The sequence below is a fragment of the Bradyrhizobium stylosanthis genome (assembly GCF_001641335.1).
In the GTDB taxonomy this organism is placed as follows: Bacteria; Pseudomonadota; Alphaproteobacteria; order Rhizobiales; family Xanthobacteraceae; genus Bradyrhizobium; species Bradyrhizobium stylosanthis.
In genome coordinates this window covers 726,302-747,041 of the sequence record NZ_LVEM01000003.1, presented here as the reverse complement: position 1 = coordinate 747,041, position 20,740 = coordinate 726,302, and the positions used below count along the sequence as shown (strand labels likewise).

Here is a 20,740-nt window from a genome sequence, read left to right as displayed (position 1 = left end):
GTCTAGCCGCTCTCAGGCGGCGGTACGGATCGCGCGCTTGTCGGCGAGAAATCGGGACAAGGCCTCGACGGTCGGATGGTCGTAAAAGTCGTCCGTCGACAGTTCGAGATCCAGCTTCTCCTCGAGTTCCATCATGAGATAGACCAGCATCGCCGAGTCGAGACCGAGGCGGTTGAACTTTGTGCCGGTGTCGACCCGATCCTTGGAGATACGCAGGATATTGGCCAGTGCGGTAACGCAGAAATCCGAAATCTGCTCGCGTGTCATGTCATTTCCCAGAAATAATGGGAAAGACAATACGGTTGACCCCAAGGTTGTCAATTTAGCCGCGACGCCACCGCGTTGAAGGTTGGGGACTGTTGCCTTCCTGCGTCGCCCGGCTGCTCAATCGACGCCCACTCGGCCTGTTTTCCGGTCGGCGGCGGCATGCCATCCGCCCAGGGCGGTTGACGGCCATCGCGGAAGGCGGAAACTGGCCGCCAAAAACAGGGGGCTCACATGCGGCCAATCCTCATCGCGGCGTTCGTGATTCTCATGATTGGACAAGCGGCAGCCAAGGATGTGCTTTCGGGAGCGATCCTCTACGAGGACGTCGCACGCTATGCCTCGTTCGGCCTGCACCGCTTCGGCTCGGCCGGCGACCGCGCGACCGCCGACTGGATCGCCGGCGAGATGAAGCAGGCGGGTTTCGACGTCAGCTTTCAGCCCGTCGTGCTCGGCCGGCAATATGTGGTCGAGCGGGCCAGCGCCGAGGCCGCCGGCACCACTGTGGAGGCGACGCCGTTCTGGTGGCCGCCGGAGGACCGGGCGAGCTTCCGCCTGTCCGCACCGCTCGCGCGCGATGGCGATGCCGCCGGCAAGATCCTGTTGCTCGATCTGCCGTTCGATCGCGGTGCCTATCTGGGACCGGGGCATCGTGCCGCCATCGGTGAAGCGGCAGCGAAGAAGCCGGCGGCGATCCTGCTGACGATCGGCAATCCCGCCGACGACCGCTTCGCCTACAACGTCACGCAGGAGGATGCGCCCTGGCCGGTGCCGGTGATCGTGGTCGGCGCGAAGTCGCGCGCGGCGTTCGAGCGCGTGCTCGCCGCAGGCACGCCCGTCACCCTGGACGTCAAGGGCCATTACGAGCGCGATGTCGCCGGCCGCAATGTGATTGCCGAGATCGGGACCGGCCGCGGCCCGACCGTCGTCGTCTCCACGCCGATGACCGGCTGGTACTCCTGCGTCTGCGAGCGCGGCCCCGGCATTGCGAATTTCCTCGCGCTGGCGCGCACCGTCGCCGCCGAGACATGGCCGGCGCATTTTGTCTTCATCGCCACTGCCGGCCACGAGATCGGCCATGGCGGCATGGAGCTGTTCCTGAAGCACGGCGCACCCGCGCCGAAAAAGACGCTGGCGTGGATTCACTTCGGCTCGTCAAACGCCTGCTATGGCTTTGCGGAGGGCGCCCGCACCGATCGACCCGAGGAAGAACGCTATCTCGTGCTCAGCAAATCCGCGGTCGCCCTGACCGACGAGGCCTTTGCAAACGTCGCGGCAAAACGTCTGGTGACGGAGAAGCAGGCGGTCGGCGAGCTCCGCGACGTGCACGCGGCGGGCTACGCCAATTTCCTCGGCATGGCCGGCCGCCATCGCACCTTCCATACGCCGTCGGATGATCTCGGCGCGACCGGGCCCGAAATCCTCGAGCCGGTCGCCCATGCCTTCGTCGATGCTGCACGGAAGATCGTCGAACGCGGCGACGCCGCGTTCAGGTAATTTCAGTTCTGATAGTAGTAGCCGCGCGGCTGATAATACTGGCGAGGCTGCTGCTGCTGGTAGTAGTAGCCCTGCTGGCCATAGCCCTGGTCGTAATTTGGCTGAGGCAGTTGCTGATTGGCCTGGGTGCCATAGGGGCGCGTGATCGGGCGCGGCGCCGGATAGCGCGCGCCGGTGTCGCTGCCGTCGGCCGGATAGATGTAATTGTCATCCTGCGGCATGTAGCGGCGGGCGGGTTGCTGCGGCGGCGTCAGGTTCACCGGATCGCCCGTAGTCGCATACTGCTCTTCGGCAGGCTGCTGCGGAGCGCGGGCCACGGCACTGTTGGCGCGGCCGCGCGGATTGCGCGCCAGCGCCACCTGCGCCGAGCCGGTCAGCGTCACCGTGGTGTTGAGCACGCCCTGCTGCTGCACCAGCGCATAGAGCGTCGATGCGTTCTGCCGCGACAGGCGCACGCAGCCATGCGAGGCGGGCGAGCCGAGCCGACCGACCGAGTCCGTGCCGTGGATGGCGTGACCAACTTTCGTGAAGAAGATCGCGTGCGGCATCGGCGCGTCGTCGAACTCCTTGGAGTAGTGATCCTCTTCCATGCGGAAGGCGCGGAAGCCGCCGTTCGGGGTCTCGCGCGAGGGAATGCCCGTCGACACCGGCCAGTGGTAGCGCGCGACGCCGTCGACCGCGACGGTCATCTGCTGATTGTCCTTGTCGACGGTGATCTCGACCTTGGCCTGCGCGGTGCCCGCGCTCAAAAGCATCAGGGATGTGAAAGCGATAAAAAACGAACGCATCTGACTTCTGGCCTCCGGCCTGTTCACGCTGGCGCCGCGGCTCTCCGTCCCCCGGCGTGCAATATGCCTGCAATCCGGCTTTCGTTCCAGCGGCCTGCCCGCCCATCGTTAACGTGATGTCCGATGTAAGCAAGGCCGCTTTGTGCCGCGCAGGCGGCGGCGATGCTGACATTTTCGCGAGCGGACATGCGTTCACAACGCCGACAATTCGTCACAAAGGCGCAACCATTTGGCCGCTCGGTGCGTTGATCATGACCTGCCGATTGGCGGCGTTCGCCGCCGTTTTACCCCTTGGGACTGAAGATGAACAAAGCCCGTGTTACCGCCGCCGCGCTACCGGTCGGCGCCGCGACCCTGCCGGCCGGCTTGCCTGTCCGCCTGCTGTTCGCAGCCGCCGTCATTCTACTTGCACTGTTGGCGTTGCCTGGAGCCGGTCATGCCCAGGGCATCGTGCGCGGCGCGCAGGAAGGCTCCTATGAAGGTAACAGGATCGCCGGTCCCGTGGGCGGCGTGGTCGGTGGCGCGGTCGGCGCCGGCGTCGGAGGAGCCGTCGGTGCAGTCGAGGGCGTGTTCGGCATTCCCCACCGCCACTATCGCCACTGCCGGGGATACTACGACGGCTATCACCGCTTCCACTGCTACAGGTGACGGCCTCGTAGCCCGGATTTCGATGCGCTGCATCCGGGCTACGCGTCTCAATTCTTCAGCCGGTAGCCGGTGCGGAAAATCCACCAGATGATGCCGAGGCAGATCACCAGGAACGCCAGCGTCATGCCGATGCTGACGGATACGCTGACGTCGGCGATCTCGTAAAAGCTCCAGCGGAAGCCCGAGATCAGATAGACGACCGGGTTGAGCAGCGCGACCGAGCGCCATCCCGCCGGCAGCATGTCGATGGAGTAGAAGCTGCCGCCGAGGAAGGTCAGCGGCGTCACCACCAGCATCGGAATCATCTGCAGCTTCTCGAAGCCGTCGGCCCAGATGCCGATGATGAAGCCGAACAGGCTGAACGTCACCGCCGTCAGCACCAGGAAGGTCAGCATCCAGACCGGATGATGGATGTGCAGCGGCACGAACAGCCCGGCCGTCGCCAGGATGATCAGGCCCAGGATGATCGACTTGGTCGCGGCGGCGCCGACATAGCCGAGCACGATCTCGAAATAGGAGATCGGCGCCGACAGGATCTCATAGATCGTGCCGGTGAATTTCGGGAAGTAGATGCCGAACGAGGCGTTGGCGATGCTCTGGGTCAGCACCGAGAGCATGATCAGGCCCGGCACGATGAAGGTGCCGTAGCTGACGCCCTCGACCTGGCTGATGCGCGAGCCGATCGCGGCGCCGAACACCACGAAATAGAGCGAGGTGGAGACCACCGGCGAGACGATGCTTTGCAGCAGCGTGCGCCAGGTGCGCGCCATTTCGAACAGATAGATGGCGCGGATGGCGCGATGGTTCATGACGTCCTCACGAGGTCGACGAAGATGTCCTCGAGCGACGATTGCGTCGTGTCGAGATCGTTGAAGCGGATGCCGGCGGCGCGCAGATCGCCGAGCAGGCTGGTGATGCCGGTGCGCTCGCCCTTGGTGTCGTAGTCGTAGACCAGCGTCGCGCCGCCGTCGCAGAGGTCGAGCTCGTAATGGGCGAGGCTCTCGGGCAGCGAGGTCACCTTGCCCTGCAGGTGCAGCGTCAGCCGCTTCTTGCCGAGCTTCTGCATCAAGGTCGCCTTGTCCTCGACCAGCACGATCTCGCCCTTGTTGATGACGCCGATGCGGTCGGCCATCTCCTCGGCTTCCTCGATGTAGTGGGTGGTGAGGATGATGGTGACGCCGGACTGCTGCAGGCCGCGCACCACTTCCCACATGCCCTTGCGCAGCTCGACGTCGACGCCGGCGGTGGGTTCGTCCAGGAACAGGATCTGCGGCTCGTGCGACAGCGCTTTCGCGATCATCACGCGGCGCTTCATGCCGCCGGAGAGCGTGATGATCTTGTTGTCCTTCTTGTCCCAGAGCGAGAGGTCCTTCAGCACCTTCTCGATATGCGCGGGATTCTTCGGCTTGCCGAACAGGCCGCGGGAGAAGCTCACGGTCGCCCACACGCTCTCGAAGGCGTCGGTGTGCAATTCCTGCGGCACGAGGCCGATCAGCGAGCGCGCCTTGCGATAGGAGGTCTGGATGTTCTCGCCGCCGACGAGGACGCGGCCCTCGCTGGGGTTGGCGATGCCGCAGATGATCGAGATCAGCGTGGTCTTGCCGGCGCCGTTCGGGCCGAGCAGCGCAAAGATCTCGCCGCGCTTGATGTCGAGATTGACGTTCTTGAGCGCCTTGAAGCCGGACCCATAGGTCTTCGACAGATTGGCGACGGAAATGATGGAGGACATGATGGCCGCAAGGCTTGGGGGCAAAAGGGCTGGGGAGGGAGGCTGGAGCTGCCGGGAAGGGCGGCCAGCGGAGCCCTGAGATAGGAATGCCCTTGCCCGGTCGCAATCGGCGGGAGAAAAATGGCCTCAAAACAGGCCCTTCCGTGGCGGGTTCCGGGCAAGTGTTGCGCAACCGCCACGGACTGCTGCTAAGATTGTCGCTCACGCGGCTCTTTGTTGCGTCTGCGAGCAGGCCATGGCTACGATTCCGGCCAATCGCAAAGCGTATTGTCCCCAGGGAAAAGATCGATGAGACCGAACGGCCGTCACACCGCCGGCGCCAGCCAATTGTCCGCCCTCCGCGTATGGGCGTTGGGCCTGCTTCTGCTGTCAGCTGTTGCCATCAGCCCGTCCACGGCTCAGGCCGCGCCGAGCCAGGCCGCGGCTGCGACCACGCATGTCTACCTGCTCCGTGGCGTGCTCAACATCTTCTCGCTCGGCCTGGACACCATCGGTGCCCGGCTCCAGGCGCAGGGCATCCCGGTGACCGTCGCCAACTTCGTGTCCTGGTCCTCGCTCGCCGATGAAGCCGCGACTGCCTACAGGGCCGGCCGCATCAAGACCATCATCCTTGTCGGCCACTCCTCCGGCGCGACCGCGCTGCCGGACATGATCGCCAAGCTCAACCAGCTCGGCGTGCCCGTGAAGCTCGCGATCGGCCTCGACTCCGTGTTCAAGACCAAGCTCTCGACCGGCGCCGAGCGCTACATCAACATCTATATCGGCGATGGTCCCGGCGAGCCGGTTCGGGCCGCACAGGGCCTGCGCGGCAAGCTCGACAATGTCGACGTCCGCGGCACCGGTGTCGGCCACATCTCGATCGACAAGAACGAGGCGATCCAGCGCCGCGTCATCGCCGAGATCGACGCCGCGATCATGCGCTCGCGCGCCCCGGCGGCTCCCGTCGCCGAACCCGGCGGGCCGCGGCCCGCGCGCGCCGCCGCCGCAACGGCTCCGGCAAGGAACTGAGCAGATCGCTGATGCGTGTGACGCAACCTAGAGCGCGATGAATCGTCATCGCGCTTTAGGTCGTTGTTCACGCATGATCTTTCCGGAAAACCGCTTCGCACTTTTCCGGATCATGCTTTAGGCCGCCGTCACACGCACCGGCATGCTCTCCAGCCCGCGCAGCGAATTGTTGAGCCTGCGCTTCGGCTCCGCCGTCAGCTCGATGGTCTTCACGCGCCTTGCGAGCTCGCTGAAGATCAATTCACCCTCCAGGCGCGCGATCATCTGGCCGACGCAGGCGTGAATGCCGGCGCCGAAGCCGACATGTCCGGTTGCTGTCCGCTCGACCTCGAAGCGGTCGGGCCTGTCCCATCGCGCTGGATCGCGGTTGGCGGAGGCCATGAACAGCAGCACCTTGCGGTGGGCGGGGATCACGCCGCCGCCGATCTCGACGTCGCGCGAGGTGGTGCGAAAGAACGTCTGCACCGGCGAATCGTAGCGCAGGCCTTCCTCGAAAGCGTTGCGCGCCAGCTCCGGCCTGTGGTGCAGCTTGCGGTATTCGTCCGGATGGGTGGCGAGCGCGAGCAGGGTGTTGCCGATGCCGTTGACGGTGGTGTCGATCCCTGCGGTGAGGAACGGCCGCACCAGATGCGTCGCCTCGTGCTCGGTGATCTCGCCTTCGTCGGCCGCCTGGTAGATCATCATGCCGAGGCTGTCGGGCTGTAGCGCATCGCGCGCGCAGCATTCCATGATCCAGCTCTGTGCGGCGAGGCCTTCCTTCCGTGACGCCGCGAGTATCTCGTTCTCCGGCCCGAAGCTGTTGAACACGAAGGTGCTCCAGGCCAGGAGCTTCTCGCGGCCGTCCGGCCGGATGCCGATCGCGTCCGGAAACACCTTCATGGGAAAGGCTTCCGCAAGGTCGGTCACGGCATCGAACGTGCCCTTGTCGATCAGCTCCGCAACTTTTTTCTCGGCTTCCTTCTGGAACGTCTCGCGCAGCTTCCTTGCGACGCCCGGCGACAGCGTGCGGCCGAGCACACGGCGGCCCTTGTCATGATCCGGCGGATCGATCTGGAGCGTCAGCGGCTTCGGCAGCGCCGGGTTCATGCCGTGCAGCCCGACGCCTTCGCCGCTGATGAACGTCTTCCAGTCCTTGAGGGCGGGCTCGACCTCGGCATAGCCTGCCATGGCCCACACGCCGTAACGCTCGATCTCGAAGACCGGCCCGAGCGCGCGCAGCGCGGCATAGGCAGGATAGGGGGCGATCAGGAAGTCGGGCGCAAACGGATCGGCCGGACTGGAAGCAATGCCGCTCATGGTCTGCTCCGCCGCTACTGCTTGGTCAGCGGGCACTGGCCTTCGCTCTCGGCGCGGAACGCGTCCTCGCCCTTGATCGTGGCGACGACCTTCAGGAGATCCCAGGCCGATGTCGATTCCTCGGGCGCCTTGACCTGCAACAGATACAGCGGGTGGATCTTGCGTCCGTCCTTGCGGATATAGCCCTTGCCGAACAGCACATCGTCGGTCGGCATCTCCTTCATCGCGGCGACGACGGCCTTGCCGTCCTTGGCGCCGCCGGCCTTGTCGACCGCCTTGAGGTAGTGAATGACCGAGGCATAGACGCCGGCCTGCATGTCGTTCGGATAGGCTTTCGACGGAATGCGCTCGGCGAAGCGCTTTGCGAACGCGCGCGTGCCGTCGTTCAGATCCCAGTAGAACGGATTCATGATCTGCGCGCCTTGCGCAAACTTCAAGCCGAGCGCAGGCAGGCCGTTCATGCCGAGGATCAATCCGATCAGCTTGTGATCCTTGGTCAGCCCGAACTCGGCGGCCTGCTTCATCGACGTGATGGTGTCGTCGCCGGCGTTGGCGAAGCCCACGACGTTCGCGCCGGAGGCCTGGGCCTGGAGCAGGAAGGAGGCGTAGTCGGCTGTTCCCAGCGGATGCCGCACACTGCCGAGCACCTCGCCGCCCGAGGCTTTCACGGCCTCCGCGGCCTGCTTCTCCAGGTCATGACCGAAGGCGTAGTCGGCGGTGATGAAGAACCACTTCTTGCCGCCCTGCTGCACGATCGCCTTGCCGAGACCGCGACCGTAGGCATAGGTGTCGTAGGTCCAGTGCACGGTGTTCGGCGTGCACTTCTCGCCGGTCAGGAGCACCGTGCCGGCGCCCGATCCGACGAAGACCTTGTTCTTCTCGGCGCTCATGCCGGCCACCGCGAGCGCGATCGACGAGTTCGGAATGTCGAAGATCGCATCGACGCTCTCGTTCTCGTACCAGCGCCGGGCGATGCCGATCCCGATGTCGGTCTTGTTCTGATGGTCGGCCGCGACGACCTCGACCGGCTTGCCGGCGGCCTTTCCGCCGTAATCCTCGACCGCCATCTTGGCGGCGACCACCGAGCCGATGCCCTGATAGCTCGCGAACGGGCCGGACTGGTCGTTCAGGATGCCGATCTTCACCACGTCCTGGGCGAATGCCGGCGCTGCAACGAGCGTCGCGGCCAGAATGCATAATTTATGCAGGAATTTGCTGTTCATTGTGTCCCTCCCATGGGCGGTCTTGGTGCCGCTGAATAATAGTTATATTTTATAGCTATTTTTGAGAGTGTCAATTCGGCCGATTTCGGCCGCGCGCGGATGAGGATGATGAGCCCAAGACGAGTGAGTCCCGGAACAAAGTCCGCATCCCAGCCGGAAAGCTCGCTGGACCTGCGCGCGCTGCAACGCACGCCCGGCTTCATGCTGCGCCTCGCGCAGCTCAAGTTCTTCGAAGGCTTTTACGAGGAGTTCGCCGCCCTGGGGCTGACGCCTGCGACCTATGCGATCTTCGTCGTCATTCGCGACAATCCCGGCGTGCCGCCGAGCAGCCTCGCCAGCCTGCTTCGGCTGCGCCTGCCGAACCTGATCAAGATCCTCAACGAGCTCGAATCGTCGGGCTTCATCAAGCGCAGCCGTTCGAAGGCCGATCGCCGCGCGGTCGAGCTCATGCTCACGCCGAAGGGCGCAAAGGTCATTGCCGAGGGAGCGCGGCTGACGGAGCCTTATAACCAGAAGATGCTGGCCCCGCTGAGCGAGGCCGAGCAGCGCACGCTGCTCGACCTCTTGAACCGGTTGCTGCCGTTTGAGGGCAAGGCCTCCTAGAGCAAGGCCGCGATGTCACTGCGCCTCTCGCCGCAGTCCGTCATTTCAAGAACGCGCGGATGCTGTCCGCGATCTCGGCCGCATGCGTCTCGAGCGCGAAATGGCCGGTGTCGAAGAACTGCACCACCGCATTGGGATTGTCGCGCTTGAATGCTTCGGCGCCGGGCGGAACGAAGAACGGATCGTTCTTGCCCCAGACCGCCAGGAACGGCGGCTTGCGCGTACGGAAGTAGCTCTGGAATAACGGATAGAGTGCGACATTGCTCTTGTAGTCGCCGAACAGGTCGAGCTGTATGTCGTCGGAGCCCGGGCGCGCGAGATAGAAATTGTCGAGGTTCTGTCCGTCGGGCGACACCATGGTCGGATCGGGGACGCCATGAGTGTATTGCCAGCGCGTCGCGTCCGGCGTGAGGAAGGCACGCAGCGCCTCGCGGTTGGCCGGCGAAGGATCCTGCCAATAGGCCTTGATCGGTGTCCAGCCATCGCTGAGGCCGTCCTCATAGGCATTGCCGTTCTGCGAGATGATGGCTGTGATCCGTTCGGGATGGCTGAGCGCCAGCCGAAAGCCCGTCGGCGCGCCGTAGTCGAACACATAAATCGCGAAGCGGTCGAACCCGATCACTTCGGTGAAGCGCTCGATCACATGCGCGATGTTTTCGAAATTGTAGATGAAGTCTTCGCGTGAGGGCATGTCGGACTGGCCGAAGCCCGGCAGGTCGGGCGCGACGATGTGAAACTTGTCGGCAAGCAGCGGGATCAGGTCGCGGAACATGTGACCCGCGCTCGGGAAGCCGTGCAGCAGCAGCAGCTTCGGCGCGCCCTTGGGGCCGGCCTCGCGATAGAACACCTTGAAGCCATCGACGTCGGCGCTGCGGTAGGTGGTCTTGGACATGACCGTCTCCAATGTATGTAACCTGTTAAATTGGTATTATTAGGTTATGTATCCCAGAAGTAACTTGTCAATAGCTATTTTACTGGTTACGTAGGGGTGGCTCTTCTGCGCAGGCCAAGGACCGCTCATGGACAGACCGCCCGCCATGTTCATCGCCGACTCGCTCGGCCTCGATTTTCTCAATTCGGTGGCGACACCGGTCGATACGCCCGTGGATTGGCTGGGGGATGGCGACGGTCTGATCGACTGGCTGGCGCAGGCCGGGTTGGTGCCGGCGGACGAGCTGGACGCGCTGAAGGCGCGCGCCCGGCCGGGCGCGCTCGACGAGGTCGCTGGCGAGGCGCGTGCGTTGCGCGAATGGTTCAGGGGCTTTGTTCGGGAGCATGCGGGCCAGCCGCTTGGCCCGGCCGCATTGCAGGAGCTCGGACCACTGAACAACCTCCTGGAGCAGGACGAGATGTTCAGCCGGATCGAGCCGCGGTCCGGCGATAGCCATCATGGCCTCGCGCTGCGGACGACACGGCGCTGGCAATCATCCCGATCCCTGCTGCTGCCGATCGGCGAAGCCATGGCAAAATTCGTCTGCGAGGAGGACTTCTCCGACGTGAAGGCATGCGAGGGCCATCACTGCACGATGCTGTTTGCCGACCATACCCGCCGGCGGGCGCGGCGATGGTGCATCATGGCGGTCTGCGGCAATCGCGCCAAGCAGGCCGCGCATCGCAGCCGGCTCAAGAGCAGGCAATGATTGGTCACGGGTGGCGGCGACGCATCCGGCGCGCGCCGCTCGGCGTCGCGACGCGCTTAACACCGTCGGAATTGTCCAAGCCAACCCGCCAAGGTTGTGTCTTGGCGGTGACAGCCAAATGCGACCAGACCCTCTAGGATTTGCTCAGCCTTGAAGACATTTGGAATCTCGCGCCCCTGCATGTCGGGCGCGATGGACTGGGAATGAATATGAAGAAATTCCTTGCGGCCGCCCTGTTCCTCACCATTGGACCCGTGGCGGCGTCCGCCGCCGACCTCGCCTACAAGGCGCGTCCTGCGGCTGTCGACCCCGGCTACAATTGGAGCGGCTTCTACATCGGCGTGAACGGCGGCTATGCCTGGAATAACTCCAGCGACGTCGCCGTTTCCGGCAGTCCCTTGATCACGGTCTCGCAGCCGGGCGTCGTTCCCTTCGCCGTCGGCGGCTTGCGGCCGGAAGGCTACCTCGTTGGCGGACAGGTCGGCTGGAATTATCAGTTCGGGGCCGGACTGGTCGGCATCGAGGCGGATTTCGACTTCGCCGACATCAACGATTCTCGCAATGTCGATCTGCCGGCAATCGGTCCCGCCGTCCGAACCAGCGCGAGCGAGAAGATCGATTTCTTCGGGACCGTGCGCGGCCGTCTCGGCGGAATCGTGTCGCAACGGCTGCTGCTGTTCGTGACGGGCGGTCTCGCCTACGCCAACGTCAAGGACACCGCCAACATCAACGAATTCTTCGCGGTGCCGGGGCTCGGGCGCCAGTTTATCGCCAGCGCATCGGACATGCGGTTCGGATGGACGGTCGGTGCCGGCGCGGAATGGGCTTTCGCCCGCAACTGGAGCGTAAAGGGCGAATACCTCTATTACGATCTCGGCAGCCGCACGATCACCGGCCCGCAGACCAATCCCGTCGGGGTCGATTTCGGGACCTACAGTTTCTCGACCCGCGGCAACATCGTGAAGGCGGGCCTCAACTACAAGTTCGACTGGGGTACGCCGGTCGTCGCAAAGTATTAGAGTCCGGTCAGAGCCGGGCCGCCGGGCGGGGGGGCGAACGCCCCGCCGTGCCCCAAAATCCGCCAAATCGGTGGTCACTAAGCCCCGGTGGGAGAGGCATTTTGCCTCTCGTGGTGGGACTACCGGACTGATGATCGATTTGAGGCGGCTAGTCGTGCTGGCAGCGGTTGCGCTGCTGGCCCTCGGTACCGGCCCGGCCGTTGCCTCACCGGCCAAGTCCAAGGCCAAGGCCACCGCGGCGGTGCCTGCCGCGCCGCCGCCCCCGCCGTTCGAGCCGTTGCCGCCGCCCAAGATCTACCTGTTCCGCGGCGCCATGGGCCCGATCTTCTCGACCGGCATGGACCGGCTCAGCGAGAAGCTGACGCAGGCCGGCTTCTCCGCGGATGTCTACGAATTCACCATCTGCCGGCTGATCGGCAACCGCGCCATCGCCAGCTACAAGGAGAGCCCGGCGCCGATCGTGCTGATCGGCCATTCCATGGGCGGTCTGTGCTCGGTCGTCATCTCCGAGATGGCGGCCAAGGAGAACGTCCCGATCAGCCTCGTCATCGCCATCGATCCCGCACATGCGACCGGCGACGTACCGCTCAATGTCGAGCGCTTCATCAACATCTTCCTGTCCGACAGCGTGCTCGGCGGCGGCGACGTGGTGGCCGTGCCCGGCTTTCGCGGCCATTACGCGAGCTACGACCTGAAGGAAAACGCGCGCGTCTCGCATATCAACATCGAGAAGTCCGACGACATCCATCGCCAGATCGTCGAGATGGTGACGCAGCTGCCGCGCATTCCGCCGCAGACCCAGGCCGATGCCGTGCCGCTGCGCTATCTCGTGCCCGGCGATACGCTGGTCGAACTATGGGACAGCGGCGTGCGGGTGCCGGTACGGCGCGGCGACACCATGGAGAGCATCGCCGCAGCCAACCGCGTGCCGCTGTGGACGCTCGCGCAGAGCAACTCGCTGGCAGAGAACGCGCAGCTCACGCCGGGCCAGACCGTCATCGTCCCGCGCCATCTGACGCCGCCGGAGCCTGCGGCTGCGATGGCCGCGCCGCCGCCGGGGCGGAAGTAGACCCGCAAGGCGGCCTCGCGCGAACGTCGCGCGATACAAGCTCGACATGCGCATGCCTGGCAGATGTCACACCAGGAAATCGTGCGGCACATGAGAGGCACCCATGCCGCCCGGGATGTGAGTGTGGTCAACCGGGTGCGCAGCATCGCCCGCTAGCGCGACGTCATCATGTCCATTGCCATGTGCCGCGACCCCATGAGGATCGTGCGGCGCCGGGTGATCGTCAATGAAGGCGATGCCCGGCGTCTCCACCGCCGGGGTCGCGAAGTTGAAGGAATCCCCACGGCCGGGCGGATGGGCCTGCGAGTTTCCGTGCTGGCCGGGAGGTCCGTCCGCCGCAGAATGCCCTTGGTTCTTGGGCGCATCGGGCGCCTCCACCGAAGCACGGCCGTGCTCACCTGCCTGCGATGAATTCGAATGAGCGTCGCCGCCGTTCGCGTGGTCATTCGCGTGATCGTTCGCCTGGCCGTTCTCTTGGCCGTTCACATGGCCGTTCACGTGGCCGTTCTCGGGAGCGGCATCGCGCGCGCTGCCGATATCGGTAGGGTTGCTTCGGTCGTGAGCCTCCGCGGACTTGCCGTCGCCGAGATGCGGGTCGATGGCAGGGAGCGCATCCGGCACGCTGAAAGCTGCGGCATGAGTTTGTTCCGGCATGCCGGTCGCGCCAATTCCGTTCGCATGGATACCGTCTTCGGTCTGGGATGGTTCGAAGACGAATTTGAAATTCTCTATCGATAGCGCGTGGATTGCCGGTTCAGGGTTGCTGGTTGCCGTCGCGATCTCATCCGGGGCGGGAGCGGCGGTCTCGTGGCTCCGTCCGCCGTGATCTCGATCGGCCTCGAAGAGAAAGCTCGCATCGGTTGCGGTCCAGCCACTATCCAGCGATACGGCGCCGCCGCTGTTCGTCGTCGCCGTGGAGACGTCGGAGGTGCCGAGCGTCGTGACCAGCGCGTCGCTTTGCACAGCTGCGGCCGGATCGAGCGTGTCGCTCACCGCCATGACCGGTGCTGCAGCCTGATTCACGATGAAGTCCGCGGAATCGATGGTCGCGACACCCTGCAGATGAACTTCCAGCAGGCCTGAATCGCCGATCTGGAGGGTCTGATCGGTCGGATTGACATACACGATGGTTTCGTTGGCCGAACTGTCGTAGAGCCAGGCGATGGTGTGGGGCGGCACGGACGAGCTTGCCGAGCTCAATGCCAGGATCACGAAGCCGAGCGCGCCGAGAGCGGTCAAATCGATCTTGTCGGTGCCCGATCTGAAATCCTCGATCGTATCGAACCGGCCGGCTCTGGAGTCCAGCACCGATAGATAAGTGAAGACGTCGGCGCCATTGCCGCCCTGGAGCTTGTCCGCGCCGAACCCGCCGATGATGGTGTCGTTTCCGTTGCTGCCGTCGATCGTGTCCTGCCCGGAGCCGCCGTAGATGACGTCGTCCCCGTTGTTGCCCTTGATCGTATCGTCGCCGGATCCGCCATAGATGGTGTCGTTCACGCCGGTCCCGTTCAGGGTGTCGTCGCCGGCGCCGCCGTAGATGATCTGGGAAATGCTGCCGCCGCCGGCGACGCTGTCGCCACCAGCCGTGCCGAAGACGAAGGGGGGATCGGATACGACGGTGCTTCCCACCGCCAGATTGTCGAAGTCGTTGGGGTCCGCGTCGCTGGCGCCATGGATGGTGATCGCCACCTCCTGCGTGGTGCCGTCGATGGACGTCACCGTGAAATGGTCGGTGAGCGTATCGCCGGGGCCGAGCGCATCCACCACGCTGTTGTTGTTGTCCAGCGTATAGGTCCACACCCCCGACGCGGTCATCGTGAAGCTGCCGTAGCCGCCGTCGCTTGCAGTGGGCGAGGTCACCGGCGTGAAGGTGTTGGCGAGGTTGTCGACGTCGGTATCGGTGAGCGTGCCGCTCGCGACGGGCGTGCCGGGGTCGATGCCGCCTGCCTCGAGCACCGAGCCTGTGGTGGTTCCCGAAATGATGGCGGCGTCGTTGCTGCCGTTGATCGTGATCGTCACCAGTTTCGCCGTTCCGTCGACCGTGGTCACGGTGAACTGGTCGGTCAGCGTATCGCCGACATTGAGGGCCTGCACCGCGGCGTTGGTATTGTCGAGCGTGTAGGTCCAGGTGCCCAGCGCAGTCATCGTGAACGTGCCGAAGCCGCCCGCGCTCGGCCTTGGTGTGGTGACCGGCGTGAAGGTATTGGCCGTGTTGTCGGGATCGACATCGGTCAGTGTTCCCGTCGTCGTCGGCTGGCCGGGCGTGGCATTGGCCACCCCGCCGGCCTCGGTCACCGCGCCGGTCGCCGTTCCCGAGATGACCGCGCTGTCGTTGCTGCCGTTGATGGTGATCGTCACCGTCTGCGGCGTGCCGTCGGCTGCGGTCACCGTGAAGCTGTCCGTCAGCGTGTTCCCGTTGTTGAGCGCCTGGACCGCGTTGTTGGTGTTGTCGAGCGTATAGGTCCACAGCCCGGACGCGGTCATCGTGAACGTGCCGTAACCGCCGTTGCTGGAGGTGGGCGAGATCACCGCCGTGAAGGTGTCGGCCGGATTGTCGACGTCGGTATCGGTGAGCGTGCCGGTCGCCACCGGCGTGCCGGACGTGATGACGCCGGCTTCGAGCACCGCGCCCGCCGCCGTTCCGGAGATGATGGCGGCGTCATTCGCGCCGTGGATCGTGATCGTCACCGTCTGCGGCGTGCCGTCGACCGTGGTCACGGTGAACTGGTCGATCAGCGTATCGCCGGCATTGAGCGCCTGCACCGTGGCGTTGCCATCGTCGAGCGAGTAGGTCCAGGTGCCGAGCGCGGTGATCGTGAAAGCGCCGAAGCCGCCTGCGCTCGGCTTTGGCGTGATGACCGGCGTGAAGGTATTGGCCGTGTTGTCGGGATCGATATCGGTCAATGTCCCGCTCGCAGTCGGCGTGCCGGGCGTCCCGTTGGCCACACCTCCGGCCTCGGTCACCGCGCCGGTCTTCGTTCCGGAGACGACCGCTCCATCGTTGCTGCCGCTGATCGTGATCGTCACGATCTGGGGCGTGCCGTCGATCGTTGTCACCGTAAAACTGTCCGTCAGCGTGTCGCCGCTGTTGAGTGCCTGCACCGCGGCATTGGTGTTGTCGAGCGTGTAGGTCCACACGCCGGCCGTGGTGACGGTGAAGCTGCCATAGGCTTGCGCGCTTGCGGTGGGTGCGTTGACCTCCACGAATGTGTCGGCCAGGTTGTCCACATCCCTGGCGAAGAGCGCCCCCGTCGCAACGGGTGTGCCGGGCAAGGTGACGCCCGCCTCGAGGACCGAACCGGCCGTGACCCCGGAGACGATGGCGGCGTCGTTGCTGCCCTGGATCGCAATCGTCACGACCTGGGGAGTGCCGTCGATGCTGGTCACGGTGAATCGATCGATCAGCGTGTCGCCGGCATTCAGGGACTGTACTGCGGTGTTGCTATCGTCGAGCGTGTAGGTCCACACGCCGCCGGCCGTCATCGTGAAAGTGCCGTAACCGCCCGTGCTCCTGGCGGGCGAGCTCACCGTCGTGAACGTGTTGGGCGGATTGTCGACATCCGCGTCCGTCAGCATGCCGGTTGCGCTCGGTGTTCCCGGTACCGCATTGGCGACGCCGCCGGCCTCCACCACCGTACCTTCGGCGTTGCCCGAGATGATGGCGGTGTCGTTGACGCCGTTGATGGTGATGACGAAGCTCTGGCTCGTCGAGACGAAGCCGTCCGAGACCGTGATGACGAAGCTCGTGGTCGTCGGCGACAACAGGGCGTTGATGGCAAACGCATTCGGGACGAACGTGTAGGCGCCGGATGCGCTGTTGAGATAGAGCGTGCCATAAGGACTGTTCTGCGACAGGTCGTAGGTCTCTCCGTTCAGAACCGTGGTGCCGGCCGTTCCGCCGGCGAGACCGTAGGTGAGGGTGTTGCTGAACGGGTTGCTGGCGGTGAAGGTGCCCGATGTCGTGGCGAACTTGTCGTCGAACCTGAACGTGTCGATTTCGACCGGGCCGGCCGGCAGCTTCAGCGTGGGGAGCGGCACCTCGATCGGGGGGAGCACGACCGGCGGCGCGTTCGGGAGCAGGTTGGGTGCAGCAGTCGTATTTTCCGACGTGAAGTTGATGTGCTGCAGCGACAGCGTCTCGACAAAAGGCGGCGTGCTGGAGCCAATCGGGCCCCGCGTGAGATTGGCAAGCACGTCCTGTTGGGCGGCGTGCAGTTCATCCATGCGCGCAGCGCTGTTGGTAACCTGATTCACGCTGATCGAGGAGCCGATCCTGTTCAGGACAACGGTTTCGCCGGGATCATCGACAATGATGTGTCGCGGCACGCGCTCCTTGGTGATGAGCTCGAACACGCCGTGCTGAAGGTCCTTGTAGGTGAGCGTGTCGTTGTCCAAGGACGCACCGTCAGGGTCCGCGCCTCGTGCCTGGTCCACCATCGCGAAGGTCAACGCCGCCATCGTCAGAATGCCGAAGCCGGTCGCTTGGGAGCGGCTGCGAACGCTGCCGAGGGGCGTGTCGATCGTCAGAGTGCCGCCGTCTGCCAGCCGGCCGGCGGCGAACGCAAAGCTTCCGCTGGTGATCGTAACGATGGTCGAGCGCGACGCAGCGTCGGAATCGGAGGCGAATTCGCGCAGTTCGACGCGAGCCCCGCTGGCGATGTTGAATACGGTGTCGTCGAGAAGGCGAATTCCGACCTGCGCATCCGCAGCCGTTTCGATGACGTCCCTGCGGCAGACAAGGTCGCCAATGCTGACCTGCATGGCCGGGCCGTCATCGCGCGTGAGGGTTACGCACCCCAACGTGCTTTGGACAATGCCGATGATCTGGAGGGGGAAAGATCTAATGCCCCAATTCTGGGGTCCAACGCCAAAAGCAACTGACATGGCTGCGGCCTCGCGTACCGAATAATTCGGGCTCGGCGCGTGCCGCGTCTTGTTATCGGTTTTGCTACGCCACTGGCGAAATATGCAATTTTTGGCGCTAGCAACCCCAGGCCTGCACGCCGAAGACGTTCTGTAAAAAAATCGAGCTCTATTGGTATGGCCAAGACGATGGCCGGTTCAGCGGAGATATCTCTCCGCAATTGCAATTTGCGCTCTCAAGAAGTTGACGGTCGAGCAGCGTTAAATTTAGCTTACTTTCTCTGGTCAGGCAAACGGCTTGGGCCTAACATCAGTTTCGGAAAAATACTTTGTCTGGAAGGCAGGTCCGTTAGGACCAATTCAGGTTGCAGATATTGGCAATGCACGAATTGCGAGCCTCGCCTAGGGCTCATACAGCTCCATCGAGCGGCTCGCAAACCAGATCCTTCTCGGAAAGGGCGGGTCATGTGCAGACATATGATTGCGGTTCTGGCGACTGGTTTCATTCTGGCATCTGCGAGCGGTCTTGCTGCGCAAGCGCAGGCTCCAGTCAATCCTGTGATACGTGGCGCCGATGATGCTGTGCCGAAACCCATTGGCAAGGTCGTAGCCGTCACAGGTTCGGTCTCGATCGAGCACGTAGGTGCGGCCGTCGTCCAGGCGAACCTCGGTGATGCCGCTCAGGCAAAGACCGGCGACGCCGTGTATCTGCGCGACGTGGTGCGAACCGGTGCTGACAGCCGGGTCAGCATCAATTTCAGCGATGGCTCCTCATTCAATCTGTCGAGCAACGCGCGCATGACCCTGGATGAGTACGTTTACGATCCCGACGGCAAGTCCAACGCGACATTTTTCAACCTGGCCAAAGGCACAGCGACATTCGTCGCCGGCCAGATCGCGAAGACCGGCGACATGAAAGTCGATACGCCCGTTGCAACGATGGGAATCCGGGGCACCACGCCGCACATCGAAATTGCGGATGACGGCGCGGTCAAGTTTTCGACGCTCATCGAAGAGGGCAAGAGCAAGCTTGCAAAGAAGCACGCGACTGCTGTCATGCCCGAGCAGGGGAGCGGTCCCAGGCCGAACATCTGCAGAGGATGCTGAAGCGACAGGGGCATGACCATCAGGGCCGCCATCACCGACAGCGTCGCGACTGTACTCGTGATGCTGTCGCTTGGGTTGCCGGCCGCCGCGCAGCAGGCGCAGAAGAACAGCCACCTCAAGAGCATCGAGCAGTGCAACGGCACGGACCGCATTCCGGTCCAAGTCCGGGTCGCCGGCTGCACGGCGCTGATCAATTCGGGTGATACCAAGCCCGCCGCGCTGGCTCTGGCTTACAATAATCGCGGTAATGCCTTTGCCGCGGCGGCAGAGTACGACCGTGCGATCAGCGATTTCGATCGGGCGATCGAACTCGCCTCGAATTATGTCAAGCCGGTGAACAATCGCGGCGTCGCCTATCTGCGGAAGGGCGCCTATGAGGACGCGGTCAAGTCCTTCGACGAGGCGATCAGGCTCGACCCGGCCTATGGCAGTGCCTTCGCCAATCGCGCGGAAGCCTACCTGAAGCTGAACCGGTATGACCGGGCCGTGCAGGACTTCGACGAGGCCATCCGTCTCGATCCGAATTTGACGTGGGCAAGGAGCGGGCGCTGCTGGACCCGAGCGATCATCGGCGAACTGCAGGCCGGGCTCGACGACTGCGACAAGGTCATTCAATCGGGGTCGAATGACGCCGCGACCTACGATTCGCGCGCGCTGATCCGTCTGAAGATGGGGCAGTTCGCCGCGGCCGTCGACGACTACAGTTCCGCGCTGCGCCTGGCGCCGAACCTGGCAAGCGCGCTCTATGGACGCGGACTTGCCAGGTTGAGGCAGGGCGACAGCGCCGGCGGCGATCGCGACGTCGCGGCGGCCAAGCTGATCGACCTCAAGGTTGCCGACGCGTTCGCCCGCTACGGCGTGCAGTGACGTCGGGATCGGCCCGCCGACATCGGTCCGTTAGACGTTCGAGCCGTGGATCGCGTCGATCACCGCATCCGTCACGTCCTTTGTCGTCGCCTTGCCGCCGACGTCAGGCGTCAGCACGCCGGCCGCGCAGACGCGCTCGACCGCCGCCATCAGCCGCGACGCCGCGTCCTTCTCGCCGAGATGCTCGAGCATCTGCGCGCCGGTCCAGAACGTCGCGACCGGGTTGGCAATGCCCTTGCCTGTGATGTCGAAGGCCGAGCCGTGGATCGGCTCGAACATCGAGGGGAAGCGGCGCTGCGGATCGATGTTGCCGGTCGGCGCCACGCCGAGGCTGCCCGCCAGTGCGCCGGCAAGATCCGAGAGGATGTCGGCGTGCAAATTGGTCGCGACGATGGTGTCGAGGCTCTTCGGATGCAGCGTCATGCGCACCGTCATGGCGTCGACCAGCATCTTGTCCCAGGTCACGTCGGGGAATTCGGTCGCGACTTCCGCGGCGATCTCGTCCCACATCACCATGCCGTGGCGCTGTGCGTTCGACTTGGTCACAACGGTCAGGAATTTGCGCGGCCGCGACTGTGCGAGTTGGAACGCGTAGCGCATGATGCGGGTGACGCCGACGCGGGTGAAGACGGCGACCTCGGTGCCGACCTCTTCCGGCAGGCCCTTGTGGGCGCGACCGCCCATGCCGGCATATTCGCCTTCCGAATTCTCGCGCACGATCACCCAGTCGAGGTCGCCGACGCCGACATTGCGCAGCGGCGAGGCGACGCCGGGCAGAATTTTTGTCGGCCGCACATTGGCGTATTGGTCAAAGCCCTGGCAGATCGGCAGGCGCAGGCCCCACAGCGTGATGTGGTCGGGCACGTCGGGCGCGCCGACCGCACCGAAATAGATCGCGTCGAACTTCTTGAGCTCAGAGAGGCCGTCGGCGGGCATCATCACGCCGTGCTTCTTGTAATAGTCCGAACCCCAGTCGAAGGTCTTGACGTTGAAGGCAAGGTCGCCGCTGCGTTTTGCGAGAGCCTCCAGCACGCGGACGCCCGCCGAGATCACCTCGGGGCCGATGCCGTCGGCGGGAATGGCTGCGATGGAATGAGTGCGCATGGATGTGCTCCGTTT

General features: G+C 64.3%; 18 protein-coding genes. 9 read left to right on the top strand and 9 right to left on the bottom strand.

From position 1 onward, the window contains the following. Window positions 1-12: 12 nt before the first annotated feature. Window positions 13-267: an acyl carrier protein gene (locus tag A7X65_RS23290; protein WP_027560604.1), complete on the bottom strand. Its 255-nt coding sequence runs from the start codon at window positions 265-267 to the stop codon at window positions 13-15. Between the two features lie 231 nt (window positions 268-498). Here A7X65_RS23290 and A7X65_RS23285 point away from each other — a divergent pair, with 231 nt between their 5' ends. Further along, window positions 499-1,761: a hypothetical protein gene (locus tag A7X65_RS23285; protein ID WP_063689263.1), complete on the top strand. Its 1,263-nt coding sequence runs from the start codon at window positions 499-501 to the stop codon at window positions 1,759-1,761. A gap of 2 nt (window positions 1,762-1,763) precedes the next feature. Here the strand turns inward: A7X65_RS23285 and A7X65_RS23280 are convergent, their stop codons facing one another. Then, the gene (locus A7X65_RS23280) at window positions 1,764-2,549 is read right to left on the bottom strand and encodes a L,D-transpeptidase (protein WP_063689261.1); all 786 of its coding nucleotides are present in this window, start codon (window positions 2,547-2,549) and stop codon (window positions 1,764-1,766) included. A 303-nt stretch (window positions 2,550-2,852) separates the two neighbouring features. Here A7X65_RS23280 and A7X65_RS23275 point away from each other — a divergent pair, with 303 nt between their 5' ends. Continuing rightward, window positions 2,853-3,197 (top strand): hypothetical protein, encoded by a 345-nt coding sequence (locus tag A7X65_RS23275; RefSeq protein WP_063690741.1) that lies wholly within the window; start codon window positions 2,853-2,855, stop codon window positions 3,195-3,197. A 47-nt stretch (window positions 3,198-3,244) separates the two neighbouring features. Here A7X65_RS23275 and A7X65_RS23270 read toward each other — a convergent pair whose 3' ends face one another. Next, a complete protein-coding gene (locus tag A7X65_RS23270) occupies window positions 3,245-4,006 on the bottom strand; it encodes an ABC transporter permease (protein WP_063689259.1) in 762 nt (253 codons plus the stop codon). Continuing rightward, on the bottom strand, window positions 4,003-4,926 hold the full coding sequence (locus A7X65_RS23265) for an ABC transporter ATP-binding protein (protein WP_063689257.1): 924 nt from the start codon (window positions 4,924-4,926) through the stop codon (window positions 4,003-4,005). The genes A7X65_RS23270 and A7X65_RS23265 overlap by 4 nt, the downstream gene beginning before the upstream one ends. Before the next feature lie 288 nt (window positions 4,927-5,214). Between A7X65_RS23265 and A7X65_RS23260 the strand changes: the two genes are divergently transcribed. Next, window positions 5,215-5,934, top strand: a complete 720-nt coding sequence (locus A7X65_RS23260; RefSeq protein ID WP_063689255.1) for a hypothetical protein — start codon at window positions 5,215-5,217, stop codon at window positions 5,932-5,934. 117 nt (window positions 5,935-6,051) lie between these two features. Here A7X65_RS23260 and A7X65_RS23255 read toward each other — a convergent pair whose 3' ends face one another. Both A7X65_RS23255 and A7X65_RS23250 read right to left on the bottom strand, forming a co-directional pair. Further along, window positions 6,052-7,230 carry a cytochrome P450 gene (locus A7X65_RS23255; RefSeq protein WP_063689252.1) on the bottom strand — a complete coding sequence of 393 codons (1,179 nt, stop codon included), beginning with the start codon at window positions 7,228-7,230 and terminating at the stop codon, window positions 6,052-6,054. Between the two features lie 14 nt (window positions 7,231-7,244). Next, on the bottom strand, window positions 7,245-8,453 hold the full coding sequence (locus A7X65_RS23250; RefSeq protein ID WP_063689250.1) for an ABC transporter substrate-binding protein: 1,209 nt from the start codon (window positions 8,451-8,453) through the stop codon (window positions 7,245-7,247). Window positions 8,454-8,576: 123 nt separating this feature from the next. Here A7X65_RS23250 and A7X65_RS23245 point away from each other — a divergent pair, with 123 nt between their 5' ends. Further along, window positions 8,577-9,056: a MarR family winged helix-turn-helix transcriptional regulator gene (locus A7X65_RS23245; protein WP_245323784.1), complete on the top strand. Its 480-nt coding sequence runs from the start codon at window positions 8,577-8,579 to the stop codon at window positions 9,054-9,056. 40 nt (window positions 9,057-9,096) lie between these two features. Here A7X65_RS23245 and A7X65_RS23240 read toward each other — a convergent pair whose 3' ends face one another. Further along, window positions 9,097-9,948 carry an alpha/beta fold hydrolase gene (locus A7X65_RS23240; protein WP_063690737.1) on the bottom strand — a complete coding sequence of 284 codons (852 nt, stop codon included), beginning with the start codon at window positions 9,946-9,948 and terminating at the stop codon, window positions 9,097-9,099. Between the two features lie 127 nt (window positions 9,949-10,075). Here A7X65_RS23240 and A7X65_RS23235 point away from each other — a divergent pair, with 127 nt between their 5' ends. From A7X65_RS23235 to A7X65_RS23225, 3 genes are all read left to right on the top strand, one after another. Beyond that, the gene (locus A7X65_RS23235) at window positions 10,076-10,696 is read left to right on the top strand and encodes a CGNR zinc finger domain-containing protein (RefSeq protein WP_156527975.1); all 621 of its coding nucleotides are present in this window, start codon (window positions 10,076-10,078) and stop codon (window positions 10,694-10,696) included. A 209-nt stretch (window positions 10,697-10,905) separates the two neighbouring features. Further along, window positions 10,906-11,715 carry an outer membrane protein gene (locus A7X65_RS23230; protein WP_167358284.1) on the top strand — a complete coding sequence of 270 codons (810 nt, stop codon included), beginning with the start codon at window positions 10,906-10,908 and terminating at the stop codon, window positions 11,713-11,715. 130 nt (window positions 11,716-11,845) lie between these two features. Then, window positions 11,846-12,784, top strand: coding sequence for a LysM peptidoglycan-binding domain-containing protein (locus A7X65_RS23225; protein ID WP_063689241.1), 939 nt, complete (start codon window positions 11,846-11,848; stop codon window positions 12,782-12,784). A gap of 66 nt (window positions 12,785-12,850) precedes the next feature. On the opposite strand, the gene A7X65_RS23220 is transcribed toward A7X65_RS23225, so the two are convergent. Continuing rightward, complete coding sequence (locus A7X65_RS23220) at window positions 12,851-17,545, bottom strand: VCBS domain-containing protein (RefSeq protein ID WP_063689238.1); 4,695 nt, start codon at window positions 17,543-17,545, stop codon at window positions 12,851-12,853. Between the two features lie 579 nt (window positions 17,546-18,124). Between A7X65_RS23220 and A7X65_RS23215 the strand changes: the two genes are divergently transcribed. Next, window positions 18,125-18,754, top strand: a complete 630-nt coding sequence (locus A7X65_RS23215; protein ID WP_245323782.1) for a FecR family protein — start codon at window positions 18,125-18,127, stop codon at window positions 18,752-18,754. A gap of 75 nt (window positions 18,755-18,829) precedes the next feature. Next, window positions 18,830-19,621 (top strand): tetratricopeptide repeat protein, encoded by a 792-nt coding sequence (locus A7X65_RS23210; protein WP_245323781.1) that lies wholly within the window; start codon window positions 18,830-18,832, stop codon window positions 19,619-19,621. Window positions 19,622-19,651: 30 nt separating this feature from the next. Here the strand turns inward: A7X65_RS23210 and A7X65_RS23205 are convergent, their stop codons facing one another. Beyond that, on the bottom strand, window positions 19,652-20,725 hold the full coding sequence (locus A7X65_RS23205) for a tartrate dehydrogenase (protein WP_063689230.1): 1,074 nt from the start codon (window positions 20,723-20,725) through the stop codon (window positions 19,652-19,654). Between the last annotated feature and the right edge of the window lie 15 nt (window positions 20,726-20,740).